General features: G+C 55.2%; 16 protein-coding genes. 12 read left to right on the forward strand and 4 right to left on the reverse strand.

What is annotated here, in order from left to right; translation table 11 throughout:
• The first annotated feature begins 22 nt into the window (after positions 1–22).
• The 4 genes from R6U41_RS13275 to R6U41_RS13290 all read left to right on the forward strand — a co-directional run bounded on the left by R6U41_RS13275 (position 23) and on the right by R6U41_RS13290 (position 4,422).
• Positions 23–2,545 (forward strand): HEAT repeat domain-containing protein, encoded by a 2,523-nt coding sequence (locus R6U41_RS13275; protein ID WP_410270321.1) that lies wholly within the window; start codon positions 23–25, stop codon positions 2,543–2,545.
• Between the two features lie 20 nt (positions 2,546–2,565).
• Positions 2,566–3,264 (forward strand): hypothetical protein, encoded by a 699-nt coding sequence (locus R6U41_RS13280; RefSeq protein WP_410270322.1) that lies wholly within the window; start codon positions 2,566–2,568, stop codon positions 3,262–3,264.
• A 79-nt stretch (positions 3,265–3,343) separates the two neighbouring features.
• Positions 3,344–3,748 (forward strand): TolC family protein, encoded by a 405-nt coding sequence (locus tag R6U41_RS13285; RefSeq protein ID WP_410270323.1) that lies wholly within the window; start codon positions 3,344–3,346, stop codon positions 3,746–3,748.
• Positions 3,749–3,885: 137 nt separating this feature from the next.
• The gene (locus R6U41_RS13290) at positions 3,886–4,422 is read left to right on the forward strand and encodes an efflux RND transporter permease subunit (RefSeq protein WP_410270324.1); all 537 of its coding nucleotides are present in this window, start codon (positions 3,886–3,888) and stop codon (positions 4,420–4,422) included.
• A gap of 24 nt (positions 4,423–4,446) precedes the next feature.
• On the opposite strand, the gene R6U41_RS13295 is transcribed toward R6U41_RS13290, so the two are convergent.
• From R6U41_RS13295 to R6U41_RS13305, 3 genes are all read right to left on the reverse strand, one after another.
• Positions 4,447–5,442 (reverse strand): HDOD domain-containing protein, encoded by a 996-nt coding sequence (locus R6U41_RS13295; protein WP_410270325.1) that lies wholly within the window; start codon positions 5,440–5,442, stop codon positions 4,447–4,449.
• A 276-nt stretch (positions 5,443–5,718) separates the two neighbouring features.
• The gene (locus R6U41_RS13300) at positions 5,719–6,741 is read right to left on the reverse strand and encodes a LysM peptidoglycan-binding domain-containing protein (RefSeq protein ID WP_410270326.1); all 1,023 of its coding nucleotides are present in this window, start codon (positions 6,739–6,741) and stop codon (positions 5,719–5,721) included.
• A 173-nt stretch (positions 6,742–6,914) separates the two neighbouring features.
• On the reverse strand, positions 6,915–8,474 hold the full coding sequence (locus R6U41_RS13305; RefSeq protein ID WP_410270327.1) for an FGGY-family carbohydrate kinase: 1,560 nt from the start codon (positions 8,472–8,474) through the stop codon (positions 6,915–6,917).
• Between the two features lie 352 nt (positions 8,475–8,826).
• Here R6U41_RS13305 and aroF point away from each other — a divergent pair, with 352 nt between their 5' ends.
• Together aroF and aroB are read left to right on the forward strand one after the other, a co-directional pair.
• The gene (gene aroF, locus R6U41_RS13310) at positions 8,827–9,837 is read left to right on the forward strand and encodes a 3-deoxy-7-phosphoheptulonate synthase (protein ID WP_410270328.1); all 1,011 of its coding nucleotides are present in this window, start codon (positions 8,827–8,829) and stop codon (positions 9,835–9,837) included.
• Positions 9,838–9,868: 31 nt separating this feature from the next.
• Positions 9,869–10,894, forward strand: a complete 1,026-nt coding sequence (gene aroB / locus R6U41_RS13315; RefSeq protein ID WP_410270329.1) for a 3-dehydroquinate synthase — start codon at positions 9,869–9,871, stop codon at positions 10,892–10,894.
• Between the two features lie 7 nt (positions 10,895–10,901).
• Here aroB and R6U41_RS13320 read toward each other — a convergent pair whose 3' ends face one another.
• Positions 10,902–11,183: a transcriptional regulator gene (locus R6U41_RS13320; RefSeq protein WP_410270330.1), complete on the reverse strand. Its 282-nt coding sequence runs from the start codon at positions 11,181–11,183 to the stop codon at positions 10,902–10,904.
• 345 nt (positions 11,184–11,528) lie between these two features.
• On the opposite strand from R6U41_RS13320, the gene R6U41_RS13325 reads away from it, so the two are divergent.
• The 6 genes from R6U41_RS13325 to secA all read left to right on the forward strand — a co-directional run.
• The gene (locus R6U41_RS13325; RefSeq protein WP_410270331.1) at positions 11,529–12,476 is read left to right on the forward strand and encodes a patatin family protein; all 948 of its coding nucleotides are present in this window, start codon (positions 11,529–11,531) and stop codon (positions 12,474–12,476) included.
• Between the two features lie 31 nt (positions 12,477–12,507).
• Positions 12,508–13,755: a tetratricopeptide repeat protein gene (locus tag R6U41_RS13330; RefSeq protein ID WP_410270332.1), complete on the forward strand. Its 1,248-nt coding sequence runs from the start codon at positions 12,508–12,510 to the stop codon at positions 13,753–13,755.
• Positions 13,752–14,450: a hypothetical protein gene (locus R6U41_RS13335; protein ID WP_410270333.1), complete on the forward strand. Its 699-nt coding sequence runs from the start codon at positions 13,752–13,754 to the stop codon at positions 14,448–14,450. Before R6U41_RS13330 ends, R6U41_RS13335 begins: the two co-directional genes overlap by 4 nt.
• Positions 14,451–14,561: 111 nt before the next feature.
• Positions 14,562–15,599, forward strand: a complete 1,038-nt coding sequence (gene argC / locus R6U41_RS13340) for an N-acetyl-gamma-glutamyl-phosphate reductase (RefSeq protein WP_410270334.1) — start codon at positions 14,562–14,564, stop codon at positions 15,597–15,599.
• 62 nt (positions 15,600–15,661) lie between these two features.
• Entirely contained in the window at positions 15,662–16,570 is a 909-nt protein-coding gene (folD, locus tag R6U41_RS13345) for a bifunctional methylenetetrahydrofolate dehydrogenase/methenyltetrahydrofolate cyclohydrolase FolD (RefSeq protein ID WP_410270335.1), read from the forward strand.
• Between the two features lie 168 nt (positions 16,571–16,738).
• Positions 16,739–18,300, forward strand: a 1,562-nt coding sequence (gene secA, locus R6U41_RS13350; protein WP_410270336.1) for a preprotein translocase subunit SecA, incomplete at its 3' end; no start/stop codon positions are given.

The following is an 18,300-nucleotide window of genomic DNA, read 5'->3' on the forward strand; positions in this document are numbered from 1 at the left end:
TAACCAGCAATGCCGGACGATCATGAAACCACACCTGATCATCGTCAAATTTGTTGCAGCAGACCGGCTCGAAGCCTTTCATGATCAGCTTCAAACCGGTCCCCGGGACCTCGCCCTGAAAAGACCCCTGCCTGAAGACACGAAAATCCTTTTATTTCTGACCGCACCGGACATGGAAGCCCCTGTGGTGGTAAACGCCGTTGTGACGCAGCATACAGAAGACAACACCCGGATTGCCTTGGTCAATGGTTCCGGAAAACAGATCATATCCGCTCTGCCTGAACAATCTGCCGGGACCCCAAATTCAAACGCCCCGGGCCCGGCATCCTTTGAATGGATTCAAGAGGTGGTTTCCGAGCAAGAACGGGAAGCCGAATCCGAGCCGGTGCCCGGGTTTTCAGACAAGCCTGTTGAGCAAAACAAAACCCTTGACCCGGATGAGCGCGAGCGGATCCGGCCCGTGGGCGAATGGATCATGAAGCTGGCCAAGGCCATCCTGCGCACCGGCTATTATGATGCTTCCCATCCGGGTGCGGCAGAGGCCGGGCAAGGGCTGTACCAGGAGTTTCAGCAGGTAATGGGGGATTGCCCGGAGCTTTTGCTTACCATAGAGGAAACACGTCAGCAAACCGATATTGTCATCTCCGGGATCCTGGATGCGCCGGTATCCGTGCGAACCTTGGTGGGAAAGGGCTCGGCTGCGCTCTATGTGCCTAAGCTGTTTGAGTATTTCGAGAAAAAAAAACTGCTCAGCATTGCCATTAAAAAAGACATTTCCGCTGATCACTTCCGGGCCTTTGTCCGGATCATGAGCGATCCAAAAGTGGATCAAAGCGGGGCCCGGGAGGCCGGGCGTGTTTTGACCGCAGCTCTGGTGGAACATAACATAACCGAAGTCTCAGCGGTATTTGACAACGATCAGCTTGATTTTGAAAAAAATTTACCCTGGCGGGTGGCAATCGCCATGCAGCGGCTGGCCAAGGACTTGATGCTGCTGCCCATGTTCAGCGGCATCTCAGAGGAAAAGGCGCGAAAGCTCAAACAGCAGTCCATCCGGGACATTCTACGGCCCCTGCGCCATCCGAAGCGGTTTAATGATTTTCTGGTCAACTGCTACATCATTGCCGATTATGTCACCCACATGAAGTCTTCAGAAATCGAGAATCTTCTCGTGGACGCCCTTCCCGCAGACCTGCTGCCGGCAACAGCCGTCTATACCTTCGAGGAACTGGACTGGTTGAATGAAAAAATTGCTGCAGACCCCGGCAACCAGCGGATTTTGGAGCGCCTCGAGGGTATCCGCAGGATTTTAAAACGCATGGCCGGGCACGTGGTGACGGAAAATATTTCCGGTGCACAGGCTTTTCTGGCTTACCTTTACGAAAATGAGATTGTCTCCTTTGAACACCTGTCCGAAGACGTCAGATACATCATCAAATCCCGCAGGATGGCAGAAGATGTTCGCGCCCACGCGGATGCATACATAGAGGGCTTTGCATCTGCCGCAGATGATGACACCGCCATGGTTTATATCCGGTGCTTCCGCCGGGTGGTGCCGGTTTTTATTGAAAACCGGCAATGGGAGGTGTTGGAGAGCCTTTCCCGGGGGCTTGTGGAAAGCCGGGAAGGCATTACAGACCGGGACCTGGAAATATTTGACCAGGTTTTTTCCCCGCACCTGGACCACCTGTGCCGGGCCTATGAAAACGCCGATGATCCGGAACGCGACCGGCTCGATGACGTGCTTGCCCGCCTGGGATATCCGGGTATCCGGGTGCTGGGCAAAATTCTGTCCGAGACCTCGGACCGAAAATTGCGGGCAAGGGTGGTCGACCGGCTGGCCGCCCTGGCCGAAGACGCCAGGAAATGGGTGATCGACGTGCTCAGTGATTTGGACCGTCCCTGGTATATCCACAGGAATTCATTAATGATACTGCGGCAGGTAAGCACTGACGCTGAAGATGGCCGGCTGGCTGAGGCTTTTCTGAATCATGATCATCCTCGCCTGCGCCTGGAGGCACTGGCTGCCATTGTGGCCTTAAAGCCGCCGAAAGCAGAGCGCTATGTGATCGAGTTGTTGTCAGATCCGGATTCCCGAGTGAACTGGCGGGCCATGAAGGCGATCACTGAGCTGCCGGTAAAAAATCCGGACACAGTAGATCAGATCCTGGACCTGATTACTGATGTTCCCTTTGACCATTTAAAAAGCGCTTTCCCCCGGTTGAAACAGGCTGCGGCTTTGATGACCGCCCTTGCAGCCTTGCCTGATATTTCCGCAAGCACCCGGCTGGAGTCGCAGATCCTTGAGTGGATTCAGCCAATGGGCACTGGCGGGAAAAAGCGGTTGTCCCTGTTCAAGCGAAACAGCCAGGCGCAGGCTGAAATTCACGTGTTAAAGGCTGCAATCGGCCTGCTGGGAAAGGTGGGCGGGGATTTTTCCGTAAGTTTTTTAAAAGATCTGGCCCGGGCGAACCCGGACCTGGCCGGGCAGGTTGATCAGGCTATTGATTCCATTGAAAAGGCAAAAAAGGATACTGCATCATAGAACGCAAACCCGATCCACGATTGCGAAGTCTGGTTTCCGTGTTCAAGGCCCAGGACCTGGTCCTAAAAGGCATTGCCACGGGTGTGCGCGTCAAGCTGGAACCGGATGTGAAAATCGACATACACAACCCCGAGGCCGGCTCCATGCGCGCCATTGCCCAAATCCGCATCTACCAGCCGGATCCGGACAAAAAACAGAAGGAATCCGGCCGCATCTGCGATCAGCTCAGGAAAAAAACAACCGGCGTGGCCAGCATTTATCCATTCAAGGCGGTAAAAGACACGCCACAAGTCTTTGTTTATGAAGCCATCGTGGATCTTTCCCAATCCCCGGCCTACCATGAAACCGTGGTTTTCGGGGATGCCGGGGCAGAGCGAGCCCCGGAGGAAGCGGCTGCCGCAGAAACCGCATCCGAAATGCCGGAAGAAGTTCAAAACCCCGCCGAAGCCGCCGTAGAATTGCTCGAAACCGTGGATGCCCGAACCTTCCGCCAGGCCCTGGACGCACTTGACCTGCCCCGCACCAGCAACCTGCGCCTTGCCCTGTCCCGTCTCCAGCGCAGCGCCATAGACGCAGAAGAACTAAACGCTGCCGCCAAAACCGAGGCTGCCAGGCTAACCGCACAGGCGGATATTGAAACGCTCGGGCGCATCCAGGGCCTCAACTCACCTGATTTTCTGGATTGTTTGATTACATTGCTGTCAAAAAGCCTGAACTGAAAACAGATGATTGCAAAAGCGCACTTTTGCTATGCTGGATTTTTCTGCCTTTTTTAAAATAAACCCTTACAGGAATTTTATGCCTGTCAACAATCTGTTAGTAAGCCCGGTTTTCAGGGCTTTTGCGGTTTCTTTGTCAGCGGAAGTGGTGCGGACCTGGTATCAGCTTGCCGAGGCCTCTGCTCGGCTCCGGCTCCTGCGGGACCAGATCGGGGCCAATGAAAAAATCTTTTCCCTGATCCAGAGCCGGTTTGAAAACGGCCAGGCCGACCGTGCAGATGTGATTCGCCTGGATCAGCTCCTGGAATCCACGCATGAGCAGGCCCATGTTGCAAAATCCGCAATCGGTGTTTTCAATCATCAATTGGCGGTGCTGCTTGGCCGGTCTTTTGATCAAAAAGACGGCTGCCCGTCTTCCAGGGTTGCCGGTCTTCCCCCTTACCGGAAACTGTGTTCCTTCGGAATTGCTGAGCCGGCGGCCTGATGTCCGGGAGGCTTGCAGGAGGCTTCAGGCCGCGGACAAGGACCTTGCTGCCGCAGAGATCAGCCGGTATCCCAGGCTCAGCCTGACAGCCACGGCATCCACCACTGACCAGGATCCGTCCGGGTCCCATTGCGTGGATGGTCCGCAACCCCATTGCCGCCAATCTGCTGATGATCATTTTGATCGTCGGGGGCATCTGGACGGCCTTTGCCATCCAGAAGGAAGTGTTTCCGGAATTTGAGCTCGACATGGTCGAGGTCTATGTGAGCTATCCCGGCGCCGACCCGGCGGAAGTGGAACAAGGCATCCTGCTGCCCGTGGAAGAGGCCATCCGGGGTGTTGAAGGCATCGAGGCTGAGATGAGAGAGTCCACCGCCGCGCTGCGGGGCGGTTTCATCATGGCCATGGCCGTGATTTACGGGCTTTTGGCGGTGATATTTGCAAGCTATATCCAGCCGCTGATCGTGATGACCGCCATTCCCTTCGGGATTGTGGGCGCGGTTGCCGGCCACATTCTGCTCACCACCCTCACCACATTCGGGGGCCTGACCCCCATCATCCTGGAGACCTCCCGGCAGGCCGCCTATCTCATTCCCATGGCCATTTCCCTGGGTTTTGGCATCGTGCCTTGCCTGTATTTGGTTGTGGAAGATCTCGCAGGACCTGGCGGGTAAATGCCTGACGGAACAGTGCTGCCTTCAGGCCTCCATGCTTTCGATAATGCTGTCGACCAAGGCCTCCATGTCAAAGGTCATCTGGTCCAGGTCATCGGTGGGCATGCCGATGGCGTCCAGAGCGCTGTCGTCCATGACAAAATTGCTCTCCAGATTGTTGGTATTGGCCATGGCATCGGAGATGTGCAGGATGCAGGCAAGCGGGTCATGGCCGCATTCAGCCGGGCTGTGGTGATACCGGATGGCATGGGTCAGGTTTTCCGGGAGCTTCCACTTTTTTAGATACCTGGCGGCCAGGGCCGCATGGTCGAATTCAAACATTTCAAATTCCGCGTCCTGCAGGGTCTTTCCCCGGGCCAGAAGCTCATTGAATTGCCGCTGATTTTTATGGATACAGGAGTCGAGCAAAACCATGCCGGAATCATGGATGAGCCCGGACATGAAAGCGTCATTGACCAGTTCCGGGTGATATTTTTCAGCAATGGCTTTGGCACCCACTGCCACTGAAAGGGAATGCTTCCATACAAATTTGGCCTCAATATTGTATCCTTCCAGGTTTTTTCCCATCATTTTGGAGCTGCTGACCACGGTAATGAGTTCAAACAGGGTTTGAAATCCAAGAAGGGCGGAGGCCTGTTGTACGGATGTCACGGGCACGCTCACCCCGTAGTAGGCGGAATTGGCGATGCGCAGCACCCGGGTGGCCATGGCCTGGTCGGTTTCCAGCACCTGGCTGATTTCTCTGAATCCGGAGTTCTCACTGGAAAGCACCTCGTTTGCCCGGGCGATGATTTGGGGCATGGGCGGCAGTGCCTTTGAGGTCTGCACAATCTTTTCCATCAACTCCGGGCCGGTCAGGGCCGGGGTCTTTGTTTCCGCCCGGGTTTGCTGTTGATCTTTTTGCACTCTCAGCACGGTGCTGCATGCCGGGCAAAGCAGATCCACAGGTTTGTTTTCAGGCAGTTCGCTGTCAGGTATCTGGTAGGTTTTGTTGCAACCCGTGCAGGTGATGGAAACCAATTAAATGCTCCTCTGAATGAATTCCTTCTACAGTATATACCATCCCGGTATGGGCAGTACGATAGCCGGGCCAAGCCTTAATAGTTGATATTTTTCCTATCGGATATGCCGGGCTGTTCTTTAGGTGTAGTCTGAAAAATTTTACAAGAACCCGGATCGGCGGGCATTTCAGCGCTTTTGCGTAAACGGTTTTCAGCAGGCGGGATTTTAAAAAGCCGGGCGGGCGGATATCCTTCCGCCCGCCCGGGAAAAAAAGAAAGCCGGCGCCGGATGTGTTTATTTCAAGGCCTGCAGCGGCATGCCGGCCTTAAGATCTTCCTTTGAGTCCGTGATCAGTACGGTGGCCGTGTTGTCTTCGGTGTGGAGCACCAGCAGGGTGCCCATCTCCTCGGTGGTCAGATATTTCGGGGAATCCGGACCCCAGTCCGCGTCAGTGGTGACCTCGACAAGAATCGTGTACTGCTGGCCGACTTCAATGCCGTCGCCCCGACCCTTGTTGATAAAGGCAATGGTGTCTTGCCCAATGAAATTCCAGCCTTCTTCTGACTTGATGAGGTTGGCGTTCAGGTTTTCAATGCCGGGTTTGATCCTGATGTCTGCCTTGCGGTCCATCAGGGGCATGATTTTGTCGTTTTTTTGAATGTCGCGAAAGGCTTTCACAATTCTGCCTGCGGCAAAATCCGGCTGGGAATCCGTAATTTCCAGAATTCCGGTGAGCAGGTACTGATCTCCGATGTATTGATCAGTGGAAGGATCGTCAACTCCTCCTTTCATGCGGTAAATCAGGTAGTTTTCCCCCTTGACGATGTTCCCGCCGGGTTCCGGGCGAATGTAGACCTTGTCACCGGTGCTCAACAGGTTAATACCATGGCGTTCAAGTGAGAGCGTCCCCAGGGTTTCAACAGGTTGCTTACGGATAAATCCCACCGTCCGGATCGGGGTATAAGTGAAATATTGCTCGATTTCCTCCCGGGTGGGTTCGGTCTCCTGCCTTTTTTTATCACCAAAGCTTTTTTTGTATATGCGGATTTTCTGGCCCGGGTAGATCCAGTGGGGATTGGGGATCTGTGGGTTGTAGTGCCATAAATCCGGCCATTGCCAGGGAGAATCTGAAAACTCTTCAGACAGATCCCACAGGGTGTCACCCTTTTGGACCGTGTAGTAAAAACCGGTTTCTGTTTCAATGATGTGCTCTTCAATGCCGGCGTTTGCTGATGCAAAGAAAAACATCACGAGTGCCGCGCACAGACCGGCGGTGACAAGTTTCCGGATTCGCCTGGATTTGGATTGCGTTCTCATGCCCTGCCCCTTGTGGTGGTTAACGGGTTTTTCCGGAAGTGGTTTTGTAACCACTTCCAACAATGTAAAAGAAAAAAGGTTGGAATTGGGCTTTTTTTTATGAGAAATTCTCATAAATGCCTGTTTATGTTTAAAGGATTTTTTTTTGGATGTCAAGTGCCGGATCAAACCGCTTATTGCGGATATCCGGTAATTTCCCGGATTTCTTCGTACAATGGTTTGAGCCGGGCATACATTTTTTGATAGATGCGCCTGTATAATGTGTCATAAAGCCTCTGGTTTTCGGCAATGGGCTCAAATGTGTCGCCGATCCGGGTCATGGCTGCGATTGCAGCGGGATAGTCCGGGTGCAGATTCAATCCCACGGCCGTGTTGATGGCCGCTCCCAGCCCGGAGGTTTCATAAATGTGCGGCCTGGATGCCGGCAGGTTGAAAACATCTGCGGTGACCTGCATGGCATTGCGGCTCTGGGACCCGCCCCCGGAAATCCGCAGCTGCCGGATGGGCGTTTTGGTCCGTTTTTCAATGCGTTCCTTTCCTTCGCGCAGGGCATAGGCCAGGCCTTCCAGGATGGCCCGGTACACGTGACCGCGGGAATGGATGTCGCCGAACCCGATAATGCTGCCCTTGGCCTCGGGGCCGGGCATTTTGATGCCGGGAGTCCAGTAGGGCTGGAGCATCAGTCCCATGCATCCGGGGGCAATGTCGTCAATCAGGCGGTCGAACAGCGCTTCTGCATCCACGCCCAGGTTTTGCGCCTTTTGCTTTTCTTTGTGGCCGAATTCATTTTTAAACCAGCTCACCATCCAATAGCCGCGGAAAATCTGTACTTCAAGGGAATGATGGCCCGGAATGGCAGACGGGTAGGGCGGGATCAGGGATATGGGCTCCACGTAGCGATTATGGGTCACATTGATGGTGGCCGTGGTGCCGTAGCTGATGCATCCGGTTTGCGCATCCATGCTGCCCGAGCCGATAACCTCGCAGGCCTTGTCCGCGGCTGCGGCAATAACCGGGAGCCCCTCGGGAATTCCGGTATGCCGGGCGGCTGTGGCGCTTACCAATCCAAGACGGCCGCCCGGGTGGATCAACCGGGGCAGCATGTCCGGGTCAACGGGCAGTGCCCGCCATTTCCAGTCCGAATTTCCGGCCCAGGCAAGGCGCTTGTAGTCAAACGGCAGATATGCCACCTGGCAGCCCACGGAATCGGAAAACTCGCCGGTGAGCCGGTAGGTGAGATACCCGGACAAAAGTAGATACTTGTGGGTCTTTTTCCAGATCTCCGGCTGATGGGTTTGCAGCCAGTTGGCCTCGGCTTCCTGCTGAAAATAGGCCACGGTCCTGGATAGGCCTGTAACCTTGAAAAGCAGGCCCCAGAGTCCGCCCACAGGCGGGGGGTTTATGGCCTTGCGCTGATCCAGCCACAGGATTGCCGGCCGCAGGGGGCGGCCGTTTTTATCCACGTTGATCACGGTCCCCCGCTGGGTGGTGACCGAGACACCGGCAAGGCGTTTTCGCTCGATTTTTCTTTCGCTCCACAATCCCTGGCAGGCCCGGCCGAGCAGCTCCCAGTACATTTCCGGGTCCTGTTCGGCCCAGCCCGGTTTTTCGGAAAAATACGGGGTGAACGGGATTTTGACAATGGCCTGCATCCGGCCGGAGAGGTCAAATGCCATGGCCTTTAAGCTCTGGGTGCCGTTGTCAATGGTGAGCAAAAGATCCTTGGTGGTCATGGCTGCCTCCGTGGGGGATCACGATCATGTGGTATTTTTCCTTGACGCGGATCCGATTTTTGCCTATAGTATAGAAACAGCGGACTTTTACCGACCGGCGGACCGGTCTGTTCTGAAATTTGACAATAGCTTATCATGGGCATATTCGACAATCATAATTTCGTTTGTTCCTTTTTTTGGCGCTGGTGGTCCAAGGCCGAACAAGCGGGGTATGCCCTTCGGCCGGTGCCGCTGTAAAGCCGCCGGCAAAAGTTGACACACACAGACAAACCGTGGGGCTCCGTCGGGCTTCACGGTTTTTTTGTTTTGCGGAAAAAATTTTTATCAGTGATCTGAGACAGGAGGAAAAACCATGCTGATCGTCATGCGGCAGGATGCCACACAGGAGCAGATTGATGCGGTGGTTCGCGTCATTGAGGAAAAGGGTTGCCGGGCCCGGCCCATTCCCGGAGGGGAAAGGGTTTCCATTGGGGTTTTATACAACAAGGGTCCCCTGGATCCAGCCGGTTTTCAGGCCATGGCCGGGGTCAAGGAAGCCATTGCCGTAACCCGCCCATACAAACTGGTCAGCCGGGAAGTTAAGCCTCATGACACCGTCGTCCGGGTGGGCAATACAGAAGTCGGCGGCAACCGTCTTTCCATTATCGGCGGGCCGTGCGCGGTGGAAAGCGAATCGCTGGCCATGGCAACGGCCGAGCACGTGAAAAAGGCAGGAGCCGATATTTTCCGGGGCGGTGCGTTTAAGCCCCGCACGTCGCCTTATGCTTTCCAGGGCCTGGGCGAAGAGGGGTTAAAAATCCTGGCAAAGGTACGTGAAACGTTTGACATGCCCGTGGTCACGGAGGTCCTGGACCTGGAGCATTTTGACATGGTGGAGCAATATGCCGATATCGTCCAGATCGGAACCCGAAACATGCAGAATTTCAGCCTTCTGCGCCGGGCCGGGGAGTCAAAAAAACCGGTAATGTTAAAGCGCGGCATGTCGGCCACCGTGGATGAATGGCTCATGGCCGCCGAATATATAATGTCCGAGGGCAACGAAAATATCATTTTGTGTGAGCGCGGGGTGCGCACCTTTGTGCGCCACAGCCGAAACACCCTGGATTTTTCGGCAATTCCCGTGGTCCGGCGGGAAAGTCATCTGCCGGTGATCATCGACCCGAGCCATGCCTCCGGATACCGGGACCAGGTCCTGCCCCTGGCCAGGGCCGCCGCGGCCGTGGGCGCCCACGGGCTCATGGTGGAGGTCCATGATATGCCCGATTTTGCCCGGTGCGACGGGGGCCAGTCGCTGTACCCGGACCAGTTTGCGCTTATGTGCCGCCAGGCAAGGGCTATCTGCGATATTTTTGCTTCCTCCTGAATTTAATTTGGGTATTTGAAAAGAGGTGGTAATGAAGCGTCTTGAAATTGCAGGCCAGACCGGGGCCTCGCAAATCCTGGTGGGTGAGCGCCTGGAAAACGCAGGCGCGTATCTGCCCGAAAACACGCGTGTGATTGTGATCACCGATGAAACCGTCAACCGGCTTTACGGTCAGAAGATGCCGGATGCCGAGCGCATTGTCATCGGCTGCGGCGAGGCGTCCAAGACCCTGGATACGGCAGCGTTTATCTACAGGCGATTAATTGAGCTGGAGGCAGACCGCAGCGTGTTTCTGCTCGGGGTGGGAGGCGGCATTGTGTGCGACATTGCCGGTTTTGTGGCTGCCACCTATCTGCGGGGCGTGCGGTTTGCCAGTGCCGCCACCACCCTGCTGGCCCAGGTGGATGCCAGCGTGGGCGGCAAGACCGGGGTCAACCTGGACGGTTACAAAAACATGGTCGGGGTTTTTCATCAGCCCGGTTTTGTCATATGCGACCCGCATCTTTTAAAGACCCTGCCCCGGCAGGAGGTGGTTTCCGGTTTTGCCGAAATCATCAAGCATGCCGCCATAGCCGATGCTGGATATTTCGGCCGGCTGGAAAGCCGGGCTGAAGAGGCCATGGCCCTGATGCCGGAGATCATCGAGCAGATTGTCTATGACTCCGTTTTGATCAAATCCGATATTGTCAACCGGGACGAACGGGAAAAAGGCGAGCGGCGGAAACTCAACTTCGGCCACACTTTGGGCCATGCCATTGAAAAAACCATTGGGTGCGGCCACGGTCAGGCCGTGAGCGCGGGCATGGTTGCTGCCGCCCGGTTGTCTGTGAAAAAAGGGCTGCTGAGCGAATCCGACATGCAGCGCCTTTGTGATTTGCTGGCGCGTTTTGGTCTTCCGGTTTCCCTGCCCGCTGATCCGGCCGCAGTTTACGATGCCCTGGCCCGGGACAAAAAGCGGGAGGCGGATTTTATCTGGTTTGTTCTGCTTTCGGCCATTGGGGATTGTATGGTTTCACCCGTTGCCCTGACGGAACTGCAAGCCGTGCTTGGCCTTTAACAGGTTTTTATCTGACCTCAAACCTGGGGCTCTGGATGCGCTGGTTTTTGCATTCCGGACAACGGCCAGGCCGGGTGACCCGTTTGCGGCTGCCGAACACAAATCCGCAGGCCAGGCACCGGGCGGGCTGAATGCGAAGTTTTTTGCCCTGGGGCGCAACGCTTTTGCCCACATGGGGCAGGTGGGCATAGACTTCTTTTTCGCTGATGCCCAGTTCCTGGGAAAGATCTCTGGCATCACAGAGGCCCTGCTCCAGAATCGCCATGATCTGCTGTCGAATGGTTGTCATGTTTCAATGGTAAATGCGAAATCTTTGGGATGCAAGGCCCAAAACCGGGTTTTGGTGGTTTGAGCCGGAAAATCCGGTGGTTTGTAACGGGTTATTTTATGCTTTTCAGGTGCGGGCCGGATGTATTATGAATAAAAGCATCCGGTTTTTGCCGGAAACCATGACTGTCAACAGGCACTTTTTCCGCGCAAGCCCAAAAGGTATATGAGCGGGAAAATGCCGTTGTCAAGGCGGTGAAAAAGGTCAGTCTCACTGTTGTCAATAACCGGTGCGGCTGCGCGGCAATCAGGAATATTATATTACTGTGAACATTTAAAAACAGCCGGAAGCCCGGACAGGGGGACCATGACGTTGATTTCCAGGCTTTTCAGTGAGTGCCGATCCATTAAAAGCCGGTTTCTGGGTTTCCCCCCCAAAAAGGTGCTGGTACTCGAAGGCGGTGGCATGCGCGGCATTTTTCTGGTTGGCGTGCTTCAGGCTTTTTTGGAGAGGGGGTATTATCCGTGGCGCGCCATCATTGGAACTTCTGCAGGCGCCCTGATCGGGGCGGCATATGCCGCCCGGCAAATTCACCTGGCCCGGGATGCGTTTTTCTCTGAACTGCTGACCGGCCGGTTTATCCGGATGAGCAATATCTTCAGGCCGGAAAAGCACGTTTTGAACCTGGACTGGCTGGTGGATCAGTTCATTGCCGGACCCGAACCGCTTCATATAGGGCGGCTGCGCAGCACGGGATGTCCCCTGTGGATTGCCGTTACCCGGTTTTATGAAGACGCACCACCGGAACCCGTGTATCTGGGAAGCAAAATTCATGATATCCCGGACGCATTAAAGGCTTCGTCGGCCATTCCGTTTTTGTACCGCAATTTTGTCTCCTACGGCGGACACCAGTTAATGGACGGAAGTGTCTGCAATCCCCTGCCGTACAAAAAGGCGCTGGAACTGGGCTTTGCGGAAAAAGACATCCTCGTGGTGGCCACCCGGCCCCGGGGATATCGAAAGGAGCGGGAATCCTTCTGGGTCAAGATGTTATATGAATCCTATTACAAAAAGGGTCGCTACCAGCACCTGATTGCCGCCCTGGACCGTCACTGGGGGACATACAATCAACTCCTGGATGATCTGGAAAACAGGCACCGCATTGACGTGATTTATCCGCCGGCCGATTTCCGGGTCAATCGCCTGACCCGAAGCGAGGAAAAGATCCTGGAGGGTTTTGAGCAGGGGGTCACGGCAGCCGGAAATTTTTTACACCACCGCCGCGGACCGGATTTTCCGGAGCCTGTGGCATAAACTGGCGTTGATTTGAAAGGAAAGACAAGCAATGGGTTTGTTTCGCATATTTTCCGGAAAATCTCCGGAGGCACATGAAGAAAAAGGCGATGAATGCTTTCGAAACGCCGCCTATGGGGAAGCCCGGATCGAATTTGAAAAGGCATTGAATAAAATCAAAACCCGGTATCCGGAAAAAAGCCACCTGTCTGACCGGATTGCGCAAAAGCATCAAAAGGCCAGCGAGGCTCTGGCGCAAAATCATGTGGAAAACGCCCGGGACCTGGCAGAAGCCGGGGATACCAGGGAAGCTGCTGAATTCTATGAGCTGGCCATGGGCCTGACGGAAAATGCCGCAACCCGGGAAAAGATCCAGCAGGGCTTATCCGGCCTTGTCCGCGGGAAAAAAGAAATGCGCCGGCATGCTGAACAGCAATATTCCGATTCAGCGGCAGAGCCGGATTTGTCCGGCCGGCCCGGGCAATTTGATACAGACGAGGCGGATATGTTTGCCGTGCTCTGCCACGCGCTTCCCGAAGAGATTGCAGAAGAATACCGCTCCTATGGGGATGCCTTTGTCCGGGGGTATACCGCATTGAACCAGGGCGATTTTTCCACGGCTGTCACCGAGCTCTCCGCGGCCATGGCGCAAAACCCGGAAAAGCCCCTGATTGTTTTGGAACTGGCAACGGCCTGCCTGCATGCTGAACAGCACGACAGGGCCAGGCAGTTGCTGGAAACCTGCCTGGAACAAAGTCCCGGGGAAATCCGGGCTTATCAGCTGCTCTGTGAATTGTTCTGGGAAAACGGGCAGTATTCCGAAGCCTGGAAACTGCTGGCCGCGTCGCCTGAAGAGATTCAGGAAAGCCGGGACATGCAGATGCTGATGGGAGAAACCTTTTTTCAGGCCGGGGACATGGAAAAAGCCATGGGCATGTTTCAGGCCTGTGCCGACGCCCACGGCGAAGACGAGATCGTATCCCGGGCCCTGGCCAAGACCCTGGAGGCCTCCGGACACGTGACAGAAGCCCGGGATGCATATGCCCGGATCATGAACGAGTGCGTGTCCTGTCAACAGCGCATTGACCCCTTTATCAAGCGCAGGTTTGCCGAACTTTCCTTTCAAAGCGGCGAGACCTCAACCAAGCTGCTGGATTTGTTTTTCTCCCTGGTTCAGGAGGATCCGGACAACCGGGGCGGGTATTATCAGCGAATCGGCCGGTTGTATGAAAAACAGGGCGAGTCGGATCAGGCGGCCCGCTACCTGGAACTGGCCGGCCAGATGAGGCAGCAGGCGTGAACACTTCAGGCGGCTGTGCCGGCAAGACCGGTTTTGTCCGGGATCTGTTGATTGAAAATTGCATTTGCCGGAGCATTGAGTTTGACCGGCTGCTGTTTTTTGGCGGCATGCGCTTTGGCAGCCGGAAAAGCTGGTGGGGCCCCGGCAGGCCCCGGCCTCAATCCCATGAAGGGCTGGATATTTGTTTTTTTGCAGACAGGCCCGGCCGGTATTTCCGGCTGGATGAAACCGTCTGTGTGCCCGCGGCATTTGATAGCCGGGTGGTGGCCATGATTCCCGATTTTCTCGGGACCACCGTGATCGCAGCCCATGAGATGGGCGGCTGTACTGACAGGTGCCTTGTGTTCTACGCCCACATCACGCCGGACAAGGGCCTGCATCCCGGGCAGCGCCTGGAAGCAGGCCGGTGTTTTGCTCGTATTTCCGGTGAAAACAAAAAACGCTGGCTGCCGCCGCACCTGCATCTGAGCATGGCCGCGGAGGAAAATCTGCCGCCTTTGGAAAGAATTGACTGGCCGATGTTAAACCGCCTGGACCGGGATTTGTTTATGAATCCGGAACAGATCCTGGATTCGGATTTTCAGGTGATGGAATTTATTGCCCGCACAGATCTGTATGAGGCTTTTGTTCCGGTTTCTTTCCGGAGGCGGACAGTAGAGAGGGCCGGGTGCCGGAAAAACGGGCAACTGCTATGAAACGCCTTGAATTTGCCGAAAAGCTCTGCTATTTATTCTAGATTTCAATCCATACGTTCCGATTTCCTGGTGCAGGAAATCGTTTTTTTAAACAACCTGTAAGGAGGATCCATGATCAGAGCCGCTGTTGTCGGGGCCACCGGCTATGCCGGTGCAGAACTGGTGCGGATTCTTGCCGGGCACCCGGAAGTGGTGATCACGGCTTTAACCTCGCGGCAGTATGCGGACGTGGCCTTTGACAGCATATATCCGGCCATGGCGGGGATCATCACCCAGAAGTGTGAGACCTTTGATACCGATTCGGTCTGCCGGCGTGCGGACGTGGTGTTTACGGCCCTTCCCCATAAACTTCCCATGGAAATCATTCCGGAAATCATTGACAAAGGCTGCCGGGTGGTGGATCTGTCCGCGGATTTCCGGTTCCGGGATCCGGCCCTTTATGAGGCTGCATACCAGACCCACGCGGCAAAACAGTTGCTTGCCGAGTCTGTTTACGGGCTTTGCGAGGTCTTTGCAGACGATATTGCCGGTGCGCGATTGGTGGGCAATCCGGGCTGCTATCCAACCAGTGTGCTGCTGCCCCTGGTGCCTTTGGTGAAGGCCGGGCTCATTGACAGCGGAACCATTATTGCCGATTCCAAGTCCGGTGTCAGTGGTGCGGGCCGAAATCCGGCTGTCACCAGCCTCTACAGTGAGGTCAGCCAGTCTTTCAAGGCCTACAAGGTGGCTTCGCACCGGCACGAACCGGAAATGGAGGAAAAGCTAACCCAGGCGGGTCAAAAACCGGTGAACATTACTTTTGTACCCCACCTGTTGCCCATGATTCGCGGAATGGAGACAACCATATATGCGAGCCTGGCCAGTGTCGTAAATGAGCCGGATATCCGGCAGTGTCTGGAGCAGTATTATCAGGACCGCAGGTTTGTGCGGATCACAAAGCAGGGCCGGCCGCCGGATACCCGGGAGGTGCGCGGCACCAATTACTGCGATATTGGTTTTGTGGTGGATGATCAAAACCGCCGGCTGGTTCTGATGTCGGCCATTGACAATCTGGTGAAGGGAGCGGCCGGCCAGGCCGTGCAGAACATGAACCTCATGTGGGGACTGTCTGAAACCACCGGCCTGACAGCAGCCCCGTATCCGGTGTGATTGGCCGTGATGACACAAATATATGCCCCGAATGTGTAACCCCAAACAAAGGAGTTGGAAAAATGACGGCAAAACTGATTAAAGGAACCGAAATCCGGGAGCAGATCCTCGAGGAGATCGCAGAGGAAGTCAAGCAGATCAAGGAGAAGCACAACAAGGTGCCCGGTCTGGTTACCATCCTGGTAGGCGAAAACCCCGCCTCAGTGTCTTATGTGACCCTAAAGATCAAAACCGCGGATCGACTGGGTTACAAGGAAATTCAGGACAACCAGCCCGAAGATATTTCCGAGGCGGACCTGCTTGCCCTGATTGACAAATACAACAAGGATAATGAAATTCACGGCATACTGGTGCAGCTACCCCTGCCCAAGCACATCAACGAGAAAAAGATCCTCAATGCCATTGACCCGGACAAGGATGTGGACGGATTTCATCCGGTCAACGTGGGCCGCCTGATGATCGGTGGATCTGAGGTGAAATACGCGCCCTGCACCCCGGCCGGCATCCAGGAGATGATCGTGCGCGCCGGTGTTGAAACCAGCGGCGCCGAGGTCGTGGTGGTGGGCCGCTCCAATATCGTTGGCAAACCCATTGCCATGATGATGTGCCAGAAAGGCGAGGGTGCCAACTCCACGGTTACCATTGTTCACACCCGCACCCAGGATCTGGCCGCCCACTGCAAGCGCGCCGATATCCTGATCGTGGCCGCAGGCGTGCCCGGGCTGGTCAAGCCGGAATGGATCAAGCCGGGCGCGTGCGTCATTGACGTGGGCGTTAATCGCGTGGGCGAAAAGGTTAGCGAGAAAACCGGCAAAACGGTTGCCATCCTGCGCGGGGACGTGGATTTTGATGCAGCCAAGGAAATCGCCGGTGCCATTACCCCGGTGCCCGGCGGCGTGGGTCCCATGACCATTACCATGCTCATGAAAAATACCCTCAATTCCCTGAAATATCAGCTGGGGCTGAAATAATCTGTTATCCGGGTTCCAAAACCAGGGCCCGCTTCCCCGTGAAGCGGGCCTTTTGCCTTAAAACCCGGTACCTTGACGGCAAAACGTTCAGGCAATATGTTATGTTCTGTCGTCAATGTGAATTCCCGAACCTTGAACCTTCAACCTTAAACCTTGAACAGGAATTCCATGGCAGCACTTGCCGCAGGCAATTTTTTAACAAAATTATTCGGCAGTAAAAACGAGCGGGTTTTAAAAAAGCTTCACCCGGTGGTGGATGCGGTCAACGCCCTTGAACCCAGATACGAGGCCATGAGCGATGCGGATCTGGCCGCCCAGACCCCCTTGCTCAAATCCCGGTACCAGCAGGGAGAGTCCCTTGATGACCTGTTGCCCGATGCCTTTGCCGTGGTTCGCGAAGCCTCCCGGCGCACCTTGGAGATGCGCCATTTTGACATGCAGATTCTGGGCGGCATTGTCCTGCACCAGGGCAATATCGCGGAGATGAAAACCGGTGAGGGAAAAACCTTGGTGGCCACCCTGGCCATTTATTTAAATGCTCTGACCGGAAAAGGCGCCCACGTGGTCACGGTCAACGATTACCTGGCCCGGCGCGATGCCGAGTGGATGGGAAAGATTTACCGCTTTCTGGGCATGAGCGTGGGCAATATCGTCCACGGGATGAACGACCAGGAGCGCAAGGAGGGCTACGCCTGTGATATCACTTACGGCACCAATAACGAGTTCGGGTTTGATTATCTGCGCGATAACATGAAGTTTGACAAGGAATCGCTGGTGCAGCGGGAACTGAACTTTGCCATTGTTGACGAGGTCGACAGCATCCTCATTGACGAGGCGCGCACTCCTTTGATCATTTCCGGGCCTGCGGAGAAATCCACGCATTTGTATTACCAGGTCAACGGCATCGTGCCCCACTTAAAGCCGGAAGAACACTACACGGTGGATGAGAAGGCCAAATCCGTGACCCTGACCGAGGCCGGCGTGGCCATGGCCGAGCAGCAGCTCCAGGTGGAAAACCTCTATGACCCCAAAAACATTGAACTGCTGCACCACGTCAACCAGGCATTAAAAGCCCATGCCCTGTTTACCCGCGATGTGGACTACATCATCAAAGACAACCAGGTTATCATTGTTGATGAATTCACCGGCCGGCTCATGCCGGGCAGAAGATACAGTGAAGGGCTGCACCAGGCCCTGGAGGCCAAGGAAAACGTCAAAATCGAAAACGAGAACCAGACGCTGGCCACCATCACCTTCCAGAATTTTTTTCGCATGTATGACAAGCTTTCGGGCATGACCGGCACGGCCGATACCGAGGCCGCGGAATTCAAGAAGATCTATGATCTCGACGTGGTCATCATTCCCACAAATGAGCCCATGATTCGGGAGGATTATCCGGACGCGATATACATGACCAAAAAGGAGAAATACGATGCAGCCATCGAGGAGATCATCGAGTTAAACCGCGTGGGCCGCCCCGTGCTGGTGGGAACGGTCTCCATCGACGTCTCGGAGTATTTAAGCGGTCTGCTCAAAAAGCGCGGTGTCGCCCACAATGTGTTAAACGCCAAAAACCACGAGGCTGAAGCCGAAATCATCGCCAATGCCGGCCAAAAGGACGCAGTGACCATTTCCACCAACATGGCCGGCCGGGGAACCGACATTGTCCTCGGCGACGGGGTGGTCGAACTCGGAGGGCTGCACATCCTGGGCACGGAGCGCCATGAGAG

The sequence above is a fragment of the Desulfosalsimonas sp. genome (assembly GCF_046483245.1).
In the GTDB taxonomy this organism is placed as follows: Bacteria; Desulfobacterota; Desulfobacteria; order Desulfobacterales; family Desulfosalsimonadaceae; genus Desulfosalsimonas.